General features: G+C 23.8%; 14 protein-coding genes. 5 read left to right on the top strand and 9 right to left on the bottom strand.

Annotated elements, in window-relative coordinates; all coding sequences use genetic code 11:
• Nucleotides 1–452 precede the first annotated feature (452 nt).
• Nucleotides 453–2,405 carry an FUSC family protein gene (locus BN8917_RS00190; RefSeq protein ID WP_066868878.1) on the top strand — a complete coding sequence of 651 codons (1,953 nt, stop codon included), beginning with the start codon at nucleotides 453–455 and terminating at the stop codon, nucleotides 2,403–2,405.
• Between the two features lie 32 nt (nucleotides 2,406–2,437).
• Here BN8917_RS00190 and BN8917_RS00185 read toward each other — a convergent pair whose 3' ends face one another.
• The gene (locus BN8917_RS00185; RefSeq protein WP_066868875.1) at nucleotides 2,438–3,052 is read right to left on the bottom strand and encodes a hypothetical protein; all 615 of its coding nucleotides are present in this window, start codon (nucleotides 3,050–3,052) and stop codon (nucleotides 2,438–2,440) included.
• Between the two features lie 149 nt (nucleotides 3,053–3,201).
• On the opposite strand from BN8917_RS00185, the gene BN8917_RS00180 reads away from it, so the two are divergent.
• Together BN8917_RS00180 and BN8917_RS00175 are read left to right on the top strand one after the other, a co-directional pair.
• Nucleotides 3,202–3,603 (top strand): hypothetical protein, encoded by a 402-nt coding sequence (locus BN8917_RS00180; RefSeq protein WP_066868872.1) that lies wholly within the window; start codon nucleotides 3,202–3,204, stop codon nucleotides 3,601–3,603.
• A 79-nt stretch (nucleotides 3,604–3,682) separates the two neighbouring features.
• Nucleotides 3,683–4,045, top strand: coding sequence for a hypothetical protein (locus tag BN8917_RS00175; protein WP_066868869.1), 363 nt, complete (start codon nucleotides 3,683–3,685; stop codon nucleotides 4,043–4,045).
• Between the two features lie 348 nt (nucleotides 4,046–4,393).
• Here BN8917_RS00175 and BN8917_RS00170 read toward each other — a convergent pair whose 3' ends face one another.
• Nucleotides 4,394–5,059: an NAD(P)H-dependent oxidoreductase gene (locus BN8917_RS00170; RefSeq protein ID WP_066868866.1), complete on the bottom strand. Its 666-nt coding sequence runs from the start codon at nucleotides 5,057–5,059 to the stop codon at nucleotides 4,394–4,396.
• A gap of 354 nt (nucleotides 5,060–5,413) precedes the next feature.
• Between BN8917_RS00170 and BN8917_RS00165 the strand changes: the two genes are divergently transcribed.
• Nucleotides 5,414–6,559, top strand: a complete 1,146-nt coding sequence (locus tag BN8917_RS00165; protein ID WP_066868863.1) for an AI-2E family transporter — start codon at nucleotides 5,414–5,416, stop codon at nucleotides 6,557–6,559.
• Nucleotides 6,560–6,593: 34 nt separating this feature from the next.
• Here BN8917_RS00165 and BN8917_RS00160 read toward each other — a convergent pair whose 3' ends face one another.
• The 4 genes from BN8917_RS00160 to BN8917_RS00145 all read right to left on the bottom strand — a co-directional run bounded on the left by BN8917_RS00160 (nucleotide 6,594) and on the right by BN8917_RS00145 (nucleotide 11,051).
• Nucleotides 6,594–7,583: a magnesium transporter gene (locus BN8917_RS00160; protein WP_066868860.1), complete on the bottom strand. Its 990-nt coding sequence runs from the start codon at nucleotides 7,581–7,583 to the stop codon at nucleotides 6,594–6,596.
• A gap of 288 nt (nucleotides 7,584–7,871) precedes the next feature.
• Nucleotides 7,872–8,840, bottom strand: a complete 969-nt coding sequence (locus BN8917_RS00155) for a magnesium transporter (RefSeq protein WP_066868856.1) — start codon at nucleotides 8,838–8,840, stop codon at nucleotides 7,872–7,874.
• 224 nt (nucleotides 8,841–9,064) lie between these two features.
• On the bottom strand, nucleotides 9,065–10,498 hold the full coding sequence (locus BN8917_RS00150) for a hypothetical protein (RefSeq protein WP_066868853.1): 1,434 nt from the start codon (nucleotides 10,496–10,498) through the stop codon (nucleotides 9,065–9,067).
• 205 nt (nucleotides 10,499–10,703) lie between these two features.
• Nucleotides 10,704–11,051: a hypothetical protein gene (locus tag BN8917_RS00145; protein WP_066868850.1), complete on the bottom strand. Its 348-nt coding sequence runs from the start codon at nucleotides 11,049–11,051 to the stop codon at nucleotides 10,704–10,706.
• A 481-nt stretch (nucleotides 11,052–11,532) separates the two neighbouring features.
• Between BN8917_RS00145 and BN8917_RS00140 the strand changes: the two genes are divergently transcribed.
• On the top strand, nucleotides 11,533–11,853 hold the full coding sequence (locus tag BN8917_RS00140) for a hypothetical protein (RefSeq protein ID WP_066868846.1): 321 nt from the start codon (nucleotides 11,533–11,535) through the stop codon (nucleotides 11,851–11,853).
• A 217-nt stretch (nucleotides 11,854–12,070) separates the two neighbouring features.
• Here the strand turns inward: BN8917_RS00140 and BN8917_RS00135 are convergent, their stop codons facing one another.
• The 3 genes from BN8917_RS00135 to chbG all read right to left on the bottom strand — a co-directional run bounded on the left by BN8917_RS00135 (nucleotide 12,071) and on the right by chbG (nucleotide 13,757).
• Nucleotides 12,071–12,559 (bottom strand): hypothetical protein, encoded by a 489-nt coding sequence (locus BN8917_RS00135; RefSeq protein ID WP_066868843.1) that lies wholly within the window; start codon nucleotides 12,557–12,559, stop codon nucleotides 12,071–12,073.
• A 143-nt stretch (nucleotides 12,560–12,702) separates the two neighbouring features.
• Complete coding sequence (locus tag BN8917_RS14480; RefSeq protein ID WP_187117182.1) at nucleotides 12,703–12,867, bottom strand: hypothetical protein; 165 nt, start codon at nucleotides 12,865–12,867, stop codon at nucleotides 12,703–12,705.
• 149 nt (nucleotides 12,868–13,016) lie between these two features.
• Entirely contained in the window at nucleotides 13,017–13,757 is a 741-nt protein-coding gene (gene chbG / locus BN8917_RS00130; protein ID WP_066868841.1) for a chitin disaccharide deacetylase, read from the bottom strand.
• Nucleotides 13,758–13,825: the final 68 nt, after the last annotated feature.

The following is a 13,825-nucleotide window of genomic DNA, read 5'->3' as shown; positions in this document are numbered from 1 at the left end:
TATAATGTATTAATTCATTAATACATATAAGACAAAAAAATATATTTATTCCTTTTTCTTACTTAAGTGTATTATAGTATTAATACAATATTAGTGTCAATAAATCCCTGTTAAATATTTCAATCTTAAGATTTTTGTAATAATCTATGTAACAAAAAGAATATTTTTTTATATTCAGCTTATAATAGATATATCCTAAATTATTTAGTTCAAATTTATCTTTATATTTTTTACAGTAAAGATAAACTATATATGACTGTAAAAGTCATCTATCCAAAACATATTCAAAGACTATCTTTTTAAGGTAGTCTTTTTAAGATTTTGATCTAAAAATACTACATATAATTTAAATATCTATATTCTAATGTTAAATTATTATCTTTTTAGACTTTTGTTTATATCGATAGTATAATAAGAACTAAACATAAGATAAAATAATTAAGGAGTTGCAAATGGATACAAAAAAAATAATAACCAACACGATAATAGTCCTAATTACCGCTCTTTTCTTTATAGCTGCTAAATTATTTTTAGGTCCAGCAAATATTATTGTTAGTATTCTTGTTTTTCTTATAGGTGTATTTATCTTAAATAAAGATTTCACTGGAACACCTTTAAGAATAGCATTTAAAATTATAGGGCTTAGCATTTTTATAGGAGTTATGCCTTACTTAGCTAACTTAAATATATATACAGGACTTTTCATAAACTTTATAAGTATTTTTATACTTGTATATCTACTTATATACAGTTTAAAGAAAACGATTTATTTCCCATTTTTAATGGGTTACTGTTTACTTTTAGGTATACCTGCTAAAGGAAAAGATTTTGGATTTAGAATTTTAGCTCTTACTATAATAGGAATAATAGCTGTTTTAGTACAATTAGTTATTAATAAAAGAAGGGCTAAGAAAAATACTCTTAATAATCTAAATGGGATTTTAAATTCTTTCCTTACATTTATAGATTGTATAATTAAAGAAGAGGATACTAGTAAAGTTATTAAAAACCTTGACATGCTTAATTCAAAATGGTCAAGTGAAGTTTTTGAGACTAGAAATAGTAACTTTTATTTAAGTAAAAAAGAAGGAGCTACTCTTAGTTTAATATCATCTTTTGATGCTTTAAAAAGAAAGCTTATAAGTATAGAACATTCAAAGCTTTCCGAATGTCAAACATTAAAAGATTTAAAAGATGGCCTTTCTGAAATGATTAAATATTCTAAAGGAGAAGTAGATAAGAAAAATATAGAGTCTATAATAACTAAATTTAGTAAGCGTCATAATGAAACTGATTTAGATGATTTTACTAAATATGAATTATATGAATGTATAGATATTATTGCTAAACTTCTTATAGAATTTGTAGAGTCTGATAAAGGTTCTAATAAACTTGATAACAAGCAAATAATCACAGAAACTTTAACACTTACTAATATATTAAAGACTAGCTTTAATAAAAGCTCTGTTAGATTTACTTTTGCTTTAAGAACTTCACTTACTATATCTATTACTTATTTTATAGTTCAATATTTTAAAATTCCTCATGGAACTTGGATTATATATACTATAGCATCTGTAAGTCAGCCATATAATGATACTTTAAAAAATAGAAGTATTGCTAGAGTTGTAGGAACTACACTTGGAGCTATATATTTCTTAATTTTATTCTATATATTCCATAATGCTAATATAAGACTTTTAATTCTTTTACTAGCTATATATGCTGCTAGTTTTTCTAAATCATATAAAAATCAAATAAAATTTATAACTATCTTAGTACTAGGACTTGCAGTTATGAGTGATCCAAACCATCCTACAATACTTTCATTTGATAGAATTTATTTTATTATAATAGGTGTAATAATAACATTACTTGCAGGTAAGTTTATATATCCTTACTATATAGCAAAAGAGACAGAAGTTCTTATAAATCAATACTATAATGTAACTAGAGAAATGATAGATAAGCTATTTACTATAACTGAAGATAAAGACAATACTACATTTATTCAAAATTCAATACTTTTAGGTAAATCTATAGAAACTAAAATAAAGATTAATAATACAGCTCTAGATGATGAAGTATTAAGTGAATTTATAAATCTTGAGCGTTATATTTTAGTAAAGATTAAAAATATAATTAATAGAGTAGAATATGGAGATATATCTCTTAAAGAAAATAGAGAAGAACGTATTCAAAGATTAAATGAACTAAGATGTAATATTTGTACTCTCCCTGATTATGATAAGATAACATCTGTTGAAGACATTCCTTTATGTATTAGAGAGAATTTTAATCAAATTAATAAGGTTAGTGAAAGACTTATATATACAGATATATGTGAGATCCTTATAAATATTGAAAAATGTTCTGCTTTAAAAGATAAGCTTTTAGCTAAATAAAAAGTGGTCAACTTTTTAGTTGACCACTTTTATTATTCTCCAATATCAGTTAAATCTTTAAGAGCATTAGCATCTAAATTAAACATTTGAAGCATAATATCTTCTTCATCTACAATTTTCCACTCTGAATCTTTCTTTTCAAGTTTTATATCTATTTCATTAGTAGCTGTTTTTACATTATCTTTATCTAAAGCTTTTTTTATTGAATCTATAATCATATTTGTAGCTTCTTCATCAGAAATATCTTCACCTTCTTTTAATTCACCTTGGAAAGCCTTTGAAAATGCTTGTGAGAATATATCACTCATTACATCACTAAATAAGACATTAAAATCTACAGCTGTTACTTTAGTTTTAACTACAGCTGTATTTCCATCTTCTGATATCTCACTAGAAATTATTTCACCTTTAAATGTATCTTGAACTACTTTAAATGATGGTTCTAATTCTTTTAATTTAGGTTCAATTTTTTTTAATTCTGCAAGCTCTTCCTTTGATAAATCTGATGATGAAATTAAATCTTCAAGTTTATCTTCTTTTATTTCCTTAAATGATTGCTTTACTACATCTTCTGGCTTAACCCCACCACAAGAAACAAGTAAAACTGAAAGTAATACAGCTAGAAATCCTCCTAATATTTTTTTCACTAAAAATCCCCCTTAAATTAATTCTATCTAAGATTATATTACCATATAAAATCCACATTTGGAATTATTTTTAAATATACTTGTATGAAAAAAATATATATGATATTTTTATTTATAGTAACTAATACTTAAGAAAAGAGGAAATATTAATGGATAAAACTTTTATCATACAAGATACTGAAGATGGATTAAACCTTACAGCTTGTCTTGCACAAGAACTTGACGTAACATTTGAAATTAATCAAATAATCAAATGTGTTAATGGCTCATTTATTACTTTAATAAAATCTAGCACAGATCCATATTCTTATAAACAAGATGGTAAAAATCTTACTTTTAAAATAGGAATTAATAATATACATGAAATAAAAATAAAAAAAAGTAGGGACCTTTTAACTTTTGTTATTGAAGGAAAAGAAGAAGATGCTTTTGACTATCCTAGACCAAAAGATTTTGTAGCTTCATGTGCTGAAGTAATAAAGTGGTTCTATAAACACTTCAATATATTTATAGCTGTTAAAGATATAAAATCAATTACAGGTTACTATTAAAATTTAAAAAGCCATTATAATAACCATTTAAATATCTAAATCATAACATATAAGTAGTAGTATTTTTAGGAGAATATATATGTCAAGATCAAAATTTACACCTTGTGATTGTAAGATGTTGACTGAACAAGGTCGAGAAAGTCAGCAAATGTTATTTTGGATACTTATATATGCATTAACCACAATAACAAATCAAAACAGTTATCTAATGTGTATTCATGATTTGCTTTTAAGGAACACTCTTGATAGTAATAACTTAATTTTAAGAAATAATCTTGATACTAACGATTTAATTTTAAGAAATAGTCTTAATAATAATAATTTACTTTTAAATAATGTATTAAGTAATTCTAGAGCAGATAATTTTAATTCTAATGACAATACTGGATTCCCTTTAAGTGGAACTATACTTGGTGGTACTAACAATAATGGTTTAAGTTAATATTATATCCACAGCTAGTTATTTTATTTAAGAATAACTAGCTTTTTTTCATACAAATATTTCAAATATATTTAATAAGATTTTAATATTATGTCATATATAATAATATTTAGTTATTATTTATCTATACATATTGAATATAAATTTTAAAATGAGATAATTATAACATAGTTAATTATCCTAGTTTAAGAAGTAGCTTGAGTTATGATTTTTACTATGAAATTCGTATTCTAATATAATATTTTTTATTATATGTCTATCATCCAAACTCTCTGATTGACCCCAGAGAGTTTTTTATTTAATAAAAAAAAGAAATCAATAAATATTGAAATCTTTCTTAAAATTATTTTAATGAATAAACTTAACTACTTGTTCCATAGGTCTTCTTACTTTAGCTCTCTTTGGTTCTGCTTTTCTATATCCAAATGAAACTAAGCATGAAACTCCAAACTCTTTAGAATCAATAATTCCTTCTTCTTCTAATATTTTTTCTAATTCTTTAGGTGAAAAACCTTCCATTCCACAAGAATCTATACCTCTAAGTGCAGCAGCAAACATCATATTTCCAAGAGCTATATAACTTTCTCTACATGACCATTCAAAAGCAACTCTATCACTTTCTAATATATTAAACTCATTCTTTTGGAAATGTTCAAGTGTTTTCTTTTTCTTTTCAACTTTCTCTATTGGAAGTTTTTGAATTTCTCTTACGTAATAATCAACATAATCTGAATTATAAATTATAGATTCTTTTTTTCTAGCTAAGATTATAACAAAATGACTTGCTGTATCAAGTTGTGATGCTGCTCCAAAACAAACTGGTTTAATTTTTTCTCTAAGATCTTTATTTTGAACAACAACAAAACTCCAAGGTTCTAGTGAAAATGCACTAGGTGATAATCTACCTGCTTCAAGAATACAATTAAAATCTTCCTCACTTATTTTCTTTTGATCATCATAGATTTTACATGCATGTCTAAAGTTTAATATTTCTAATATTTCTTTATTTTCCATATGTACGATTGACCCTCCTTTTTTAATAATTTAAAATTTAATTTGTTATATAAAATTGTAGCAAAAAACTATATGTTTTCATTTACAACTTCCTATCAATATTTTTTTTATTTTGTATCATTTTATTCTTTTTTTATTTAATTATCATTTACGAGTATTTTATTTAAGAGATAAATTATAAATATATCAAAAAATATATTAACTTATTTGTTTTTATCAAACTTAAATATAAAAATTTACTATTTTAGTATATTTACTAGTTTAAATTGTATTTATTAAATATTTATTATAAAATTGTAACTAGAGATTTATATTAAATTATTGATTATTAAAATTAAAAGGAAAGTGATATTATTGTTTTTTAAAGATTTAAAGTTAAAATCTTATATTTTATTAAGCACTTATATATTATTACTAGCTGCTTTACTTTTAAAAATAAAATTAGTTTTATCAATAATAAGTGATATTTTAGGTATGCTTTCACCTTTTATTTATGCAATAGGTATAGCGTTTGTCTTAAACCTACTTATGAAATTATTTGATAATAAAATTTTAAAATTTATTGATAAAAGTAAAAGCGCTAAAATTAGGCATATGAAAAGACCTCTTTCTATAACTTTATCACTTATTACTATAGTAGGTGTATTAGCAGCATTAATTATATTTGCAATACCACAACTTATAGAAAGTGTATCAAAGCTTGGAAGTAGTATCCCAGGATATGCTACTGAAATAGAAAAATTTGTTGAAAACTATATAAGCCATATTAATTCAGAACAAATACATACTATGCTTGATAAAGCTCTTAATATGTGGAAAGAAATACTTAATATATCAACTAACATCATAGGTTCATTCTTATCAAACGCTATAGATATTACTATTAATGTAACTAGCAGTTTAATTGATTTAGTTCTTTCAATAGTATTTGCTGTTTATATGCTTGCAAATAAAGAAAAACTTATACTTCAAATGAAAAAAGTCTTATTTGCTTTCTTTAATAAAAGATTTGCAGAAAAGACAGTTGAAATTGCAAAGCTTGCAAATAAAACATATTCTGCTTTTATTACAGGGCAATGTTTAGAAGCACTTATAATAGGAACTCTTTGTTTCCTTGGTATGCTTGCTTTAAGACTTCCATATGCTTTTCTTATAGGAACTCTTGTTGGTGTTACAAGTATTATACCTATTTTCGGAGCATTTATAGGAACTATTCCATCTTTATTTATTATATTTATGGTAAATCCTATTAAGGCCGTTTACTTTTTAATATTTATACTAATTCTTCAACAAGTAGAAGGTCATTTTATTTATCCAAGAGTTGTTGGAAATTCAGTAGGACTTTCAGCTATATGGATAATGCTTGCTATACTTATAGGTAGCAGTGTATATGGAGTTTTAGGTGTTATATTAGGTATTCCTCTATTTGCAGTTATATATAGAGTATTTGCTGATTATACACATAAAAGACTTAAGAAAAAAGATATTGAAGTTAAATAAAAAAATGGATGTCTAAAAGACATCCATTTTCTTTTTATATATACATAATAAATTTATATGCTAATCCTAAATAGAACAAGAATCCTAATGTATCTGTTATTATTGTTAGGAAAATCGCAGCTGAACTTGCAGGATCTAACTTGAATTTAGTTGAAATATATGGAATTACTATACCACTAATATTTCCTGCTATCATATTAAGTACCATAGCAATAGCTAAAATTAGAGCTATCATAACATTTCCAGTCCATATTGTAGCTATTAATCCTACAGTAATCCCTGTTGCTAAACCTGTTGTAGCACCAAGACTTCCTTCTTTGAATAATACTTTAATAAAATTCTTAGAATTTAGTTCTTTTAATGCAAGACCTCTTATAGCTATGCTAAGTGATTGTCCACCTGAATTTGCTCCAAGACCTGCAACTATAGGTAAAAATGTTGCAAGTATTGCTACCTTTTCAATAACTCCATTAAATAAAAATATAACTGAGCAAGATAAAACAACAGTTACTATATTTAATATAAGCCATGGTAATCTCATCTTTACAGAATCTAAAATACTATCAGTAACATTTTCTTGTTTGATATCACATTTTCTTTCTGAATATATCTTTTCTGCTTTAATACTTTTATAAAAAACACCTCTAAGCTTTGAAGTATTGTCAACAACAGGTAAGCTCATATAACCATGTTTATTAACTAAAGACAATGCTTCATCACTTTTAGTATTAAGTCTTAAAAATGCTATTTCTTTATGCATTATATTTTTGATAATCTCATTAAAATCTGTTGTTACCAAATCTTCAAAACTTATCTTACCTTTTAACTTACCATTATTGTCTACAACAAATATTGTATAATGCTTTTTATCATTAATTGCAATAGTTTGTAAATATCTTAAAACATCTCCCACTGTTTTATTTTGATTTATTGATATAAAATCATAATCTATTAATTCCTCTACCGTTCCCCTGGGGTGAGAACCTGAGTCATCACCAGCTACTTTTGCTAAACTAAAACTCATCTTAAGTACACCTCTACTTTAAATTATATTTTTCAAATTAATTTAAAAACCTAATTGAGAACATTTTATCACTTACTATAAGTATACTCCTATTTATATAAAATCTACAAGTAATCTAGAAATTTTTATCAATTTTTATACTAAGATTGATTTTTTTTATCAATAAATATATCAATTATTTATTTGTATAATCTATTAGCAAAAAATATTATTAAATATCATATAAATTCTAAATTTGTTATTTAATAAAAAAGGAATGATTCTAAATGAATCATTCCTTTAAATCTATTATGTTATATACTTTATAAACATCTGTGCAAATCCCAGTGTTATTAAAAATGATACAATATCTGCTGTTGTAGTTACAAATATTGATGATGCCATAGCTGGATCTACCCCGAATTTCTTTAAAATCAAAGGTACAATATATCCTAATAGGACTGTTATAAACAAACTAAGTATCATAGCAGCTCCTATAACTATCCCAAAATACATATCCTTATCCCAAATAGCAGCTATAACAGCTACTATAAGGCCCGTAACTACTGCATTTATTACACCAACTACAAATTCTTTTATAAATACTTTCTTATAGTTATTTTCTTTTAAGTTTCCAAGTGCTATCCCCCTAACTATAACAGATAATACTTGTCCACCCCCATTACCTGAAATACCAGATACTATTGGCATAAATGTGGCAAGTATTGCTACTTTAGATATAGTTCCTTCAAATTGATTAATTACAATTGAGGCAAGTAATATTGTTACTATATTAATCATAAGCCAAGGTAATCTATTTTTAAGTCCAGTTATAAAACTAGAATTAACACTTTCCTCTTCTTCGTCATCTTCAAAGGCTTTTTTATATTTTAATAGATTAACCTCTCCAAGTAGCTTTTTTCTATTGTTAACTACAGGTATATATGAAACTTTTCCAAACTTATATGAAATATCTTTTAAAATATCTTTGCTATCTGTGCAATTTACACAAGTTATATTTTTCTCTAATATTTCTGAAATTTTCTTTTCAAATGAATTAGTCGCTAAATCTCTTGCTTTTACTACACCCTTTAGTGTTCCTACTGAATCAACTACATAAATAAAAAATGAATTATTCTTATTTATAGGTATAGATTGCAATTCCCTCATAACATCTAGTACTGTATCTGTTTCTTTGACAGATATACATGGCTTCATAACTCCTCCAACAGTACTCGTGTCATATAAATTATTTTCTTTTTCAGATTCCGGCTCCATTTATGATCTCCTTAAACATATAATCGTGATGAAACCTTCTTCAACTAAGCTTTAAATTAATTCTCAAGTATATAATACAAATAAAAATAATGCAGTTCAATATTATTTAATAATTTGTATTTATTTTGTTTACTTTTATTAATATAAATAATATAAATGTTATCTCTTAACTTAAACACATAATAAAACTTTTATATTTAAAAAAACATTATACTTTAATAATTTTATCTACCAAATGCACTATGTGATAAAACACCACCATTTAATGATATATACATCTCTATTCCATTTTGACCATTGAATTCTGGACAATTTTCTACTGTACTACTTCCAAACTTTTTATAAATATCTCCATTATATTTTAATTCAGAACTTGCTCCTTGAATTACTGCATAATACTTAATTCCATTAACTTCTTTATACTTTATAGTACCATCAGGATTAAAAGCAACTTCTATATTAGGATTACCAACTTGTTCCCATCCCATATAATCTACATATTGAGTAACTACCTTTCCCAATTCATTATAAATCTGCTCAGTAGTCAACGTATCATCTATCTGCTTTTCAGGTATATCCTCATTTAATACATCACCATTTAAGTTCATATAAAATTGAGAATCTCCATAATAATTATGAATTGAATAGTAAGTCTCTCCATTTACATTTATAGTATTAGATAGGTTTACTACTATCCAAGAAGCATCTGTTCCCATATTCCCTCTAGTTTCTAATGATACTATCGCTAAACTAGATAAATACTCATATAGATTAATTTGTGTTTGAGTAATATTACTATTATTTTTATATTCATCTATTTCACTTTGGCTAAGAGGTGAAACTCCCCCACTAAAATTATTATCTGATCCTATTGAAGGATTAGCATAAATTATTCCATTTAAACTTATATAAAGATCTACATTATTTCCTGTTACATGATAAAGTTTTATACCATTAACTTCTTTATAATCATTTAGATTTACAGTTATATTAGCACTTGTTTTTACAGTACAATTAATATTTGCATATTCTAAATATAATTTATAAATAACATTCTCTATTTGAGTATTAGTTAAATTCTCATTTACCTGACTTGAATATGAACCCTTAAGAGCTTTTCCTGTTATTGAAAACATTCCTCCACCTAAAATACCACTAGTATTTTCTAGAGTTCTATTATTTATAGTTCCTGCTAAACAATAACTTGTAACTCCATATGATGGTATATTATTTATCATTACAGGATTTCCAAGATTAGTTACCATAAAAGTACACCAACCCGGTCCATTTTGACTAGCATTTAAAAGCTTATTATATAATTTAATTTCATCTGGTGTAAAATTCTTTATATTTATAAATTGATTTTCTATCTCTTTATAATCATCAAAGCCTTTATCATTAGCGTTAGTTTCTTTACTATTACTTACTGTACTTTGTGATTTATTATTACTTAATCCACTATTATTAGTGTTATTTGAACTATTATTTGTATTTCCTGATTCATTACTATTTCCATTTCCATTACTCATGTTGCTACTATTTGAGCTAGTATTAATATTTTCAGAAGCATTTGCGATTTTTGAATCTTTTTCATAAAAATATGTTATAGAAAATACTGCTATAAAAGCAGCTATAATAATTCCAATTAATTTTTTCATATAAAATCCTCCTCATTTGTTTAATATTGGACTATATAATTATATATTTTGTAAATAATACTTCAATTTTTATATTTTATTTTACATTTGGTAATTAAGTAGATTTCTTATCTAATAATTAAAAATATTAAATAAAAAAATATATTTTTACATTTTTTCTTATCATTTAAATATAAAAATAAAAAAGTAAGCTAGACCACCTAACTTACTTTATATTTGAAATCAATTTTGGAATTATTATATATTCAGAAATAAAAAATAATACTACTAAAATAATAGTTATAGTTTTTAAAGTATCCCCTATATCAAATCTAAAATTTACAATACCTATATTAATTAATAAATTACTTATAAAGCTTATTATAAAAGCAGAATATAATGTTATATGAATATAATTACTTCTAACCATTATCTTATTTTCTTTTGAATTTGGCTTTATTATTCTTCTAAAACGAATAGCTTCTTTTATCTGTCTAGACAACTTAAAGCATAATGAAAAAATTATTATAAAACTTATTATAATATCAAAATTAATATATATTTCAACTAACACAACTCATATCTCCTATAAATATTATATTTATAATTTTACCATTTTATATAAAAATTTTCTTATTTCTTGATAAAAAATTTTATTTTCTAATTAAATATTAAATAATTTAACATTCTTCACATTTCCTTAACTTTATGTTAATATAATATTTAGGTAATTTAACTGTCACACTTTAAATTATCACACACATACACACATAAATCCTAAAATTAGATCTTAAGTATAAGATCATAAATTATAAGATATTTAGCTATTTTATAATTTATATTTTAAAGTATAATTATTTAAAATTAAAAATAATTATACTTTTTTAATCTATATATAGATATCGTTTACACATTAAATGATAAATGCTAGAATAAAATTAAATGTACTTCTATCATAAAATTTTTGTTTATTCTTAAAAGTATGTATAAAACTTTAGCTGTTTATGCATACTACATAGGCTTAAGTAATTAAAATTTTAATGCGGGGTGATTTAATGGAAAAATCAATTAATAAAAATCCTTTTTCAAACTTTTCTTTAGAAAATCATTATTTTACTGATCAATCTATTGTAGTTGCAGCTATAAATTACTTTAGAAGTTTAAAAAAAGATTGCAAATTTTTAGGTTTTGATTCTAATTCTAATCCTATTTTATCTATTAATGATTTTAATTATAAATTACTTTATAAAAGAAATTTCCTTGGCCTTATATCATTTGATAGTATACAAATAAATAAAATATCTAATGACACTAAAATAATAAATAATGAACTATCAGAAATTATTTTAGATAACTTAAATGAATACTTTGAATAATTTAAATAAAACTAAAGCTAGCCTTAAATAGACTAGCTTTTTATTTTTATTTGCACGATAAAAGCAGTTATCTCCCCTTAAATAACTGCTTTTATGAAATCAACAAATTTTATTATAAATATAGATTGCAAGTAATATATTATTACTGATTTTATACTCTAATTATACAATAAAAATACATATTTAATATTACTAAGTAATTAACTTTTTTTTAACATTATAATTTTTTTCTCTCCATAAGCTTAGGTACTATCTTATATTTCCCACTATTTATTGCGAAATTAATAAATTTATCTAGATTTTTATTAGTAATAAAATTACTTTCTAAAAGTATATCTATACCATCCTCATCTTCACAATTAATAATAGTTTTTATAAGTTTTACCTTATTTGAACAAGTTTTATGATCTGAATATTTTATGTATGTTTTAATAATATCTATATTATCTGTATTTAAAGTTTGTACTTTAAAACTTAACTTAAAACCAGACATATTTAAAATATGTCCTATATTCTCAAGTTCATTAATGTTATTACTTTCTATAATATTTGATAAATAAGCATTGAAAGGACTATTTTTATCCTCTATTTGTTTTTTTATAAATTTCACTTTCTTTTCTGGTACCTTTTTACTATATTCATCTATATTAGCTATAATATCATTTTTTATTAAATAATTTTCCACCTCTATATATTGCTTTAACATTCTAAACCTATCCTTTAAACTTAATTTTCTCTTTTTTTAATAATTTAATAATATCATTTTTTCTACTAAATTCAAAATTTATTCTAATATAAAAAATAAACTACATTATTATATATTAATGTAGTTTATTGCCATATTAATTATTAAAATTCTTCAAAAAATTCGTCTTCTAAGATTTCATCTTCGAGCATTTCATCTTCAATCATTTCATCCTCGAATATTTCCTCTTCTAATAATTCTTCTCTTCTCATTTCTTCTCTTCTTAACTCTTCTCTTCTTAGTTCTTCTTCTTCAAATAAATCAAACATGAAAACCTCCTCCTTAGTTTATATATTTAGATTATTATAACTTTTATAATTTAAAATTTCAAAAAAATATCATTACATTTCTATTACTATTTTCATCAATCTTATTTTGCTTAAATTAACTTATAAAATACATGGAAATATAATATATATTATTTTCTACTTATATTAGTATAATTTATAAGCTCTACATTATTATCTTTTATCCAATTCTTTAATTCTTTAGACAATAGTATTTTAAGTTCTTTTTCCCTTGCATCAGTATAAGAACTTTTATCTCTAAGTTCCTTGTCAACAATACCAGGATGACACATAAGTTCTACTATATCATAATTTAACATAGAATCTTTATCTTCATAAAAATACTCCATATTTATATTCCCTTGATGGAAATTCCTGATAAATTTAACAAATTCATAATCCTTAATGATATATTCTTCTTGTCTTATAGGAATATTATATTCATTTGCTAAATCTTGAATAATTTCTAAACCTGGCCACATTAAATGAGCATGATGATGTGAATCTATATGAGTTGGCTTTTTTCCCATCACTTTTATAAATTTTTCAATTTGTGCTTTCCATTCTCTATAAACTTCTTTTGGGTCCATAGAAATTTCTTTATTATAAATATACTTATACTTATAGAAGTCACCATTCTCATCTACTATTGTTTTTACATCATTTAAAATAGATTTTCCTGCTGTTAAAACTAAATGAATTCCTACTGCTAAGCCAGGATTTTCATCTGAATACTTCTTTGCAAGATCTATATAAGGCATATTTACCATCATTGTTGTTGAAGTTAATATTCCTTCTTTATAAGCTTTAATTATTCCCTCTGTAACTCCTTTTGTCAAAGCAAAATCATCAGCATTTATTATAAGTCTCAAAAATATTCCTCCCGCTATAAAATTATATCCTAAGTAAAGGTTATCATATATCAATAGATATTACTAAA

The organism is Clostridium mediterraneense, from assembly GCF_900091705.1.
Lineage (GTDB): Bacteria > Bacillota > Clostridia > Clostridiales > Clostridiaceae > Sarcina > Sarcina mediterraneense.
The sequence above is the reverse complement of the archived record's forward strand: the minus strand, read 5'-3'. Positions and strand labels throughout refer to the sequence as shown.

Excerpts from the sequence above, each read along its gene's own strand:
- BN8917_RS00190 (WP_066868878.1), top strand. The coding sequence starts at position 453 with ATGGATACAAAAAAAATAATAACCAACACGATAATAGTCCTAATTACC.
- BN8917_RS00180 (WP_066868872.1), top strand. The coding sequence starts at position 3,202 with ATGGATAAAACTTTTATCATACAAGATACTGAAGATGGATTAAACCTT.
- BN8917_RS00175 (WP_066868869.1), top strand. The coding sequence starts at position 3,683 with ATGTCAAGATCAAAATTTACACCTTGTGATTGTAAGATGTTGACTGAA.
- BN8917_RS00170 (WP_066868866.1), bottom strand. The coding sequence starts at position 5,059 with ATGGAAAATAAAGAAATATTAGAAATATTAAACTTTAGACATGCATGT.
- BN8917_RS00160 (WP_066868860.1), bottom strand. The coding sequence starts at position 7,583 with ATGAGTTTTAGTTTAGCAAAAGTAGCTGGTGATGACTCAGGTTCTCAC.
- BN8917_RS00155 (WP_066868856.1), bottom strand. The coding sequence starts at position 8,840 with ATGGAGCCGGAATCTGAAAAAGAAAATAATTTATATGACACGAGTACT.
- BN8917_RS00150 (WP_066868853.1), bottom strand. The coding sequence starts at position 10,498 with ATGAAAAAATTAATTGGAATTATTATAGCTGCTTTTATAGCAGTATTT.
- BN8917_RS00140 (WP_066868846.1), top strand. The coding sequence starts at position 11,533 with ATGGAAAAATCAATTAATAAAAATCCTTTTTCAAACTTTTCTTTAGAA.
- BN8917_RS00135 (WP_066868843.1), bottom strand. The coding sequence starts at position 12,559 with ATGTTAAAGCAATATATAGAGGTGGAAAATTATTTAATAAAAAATGAT.
- BN8917_RS14480 (WP_187117182.1), bottom strand. The coding sequence starts at position 12,867 with ATGTTTGATTTATTTGAAGAAGAAGAACTAAGAAGAGAAGAGTTAAGA.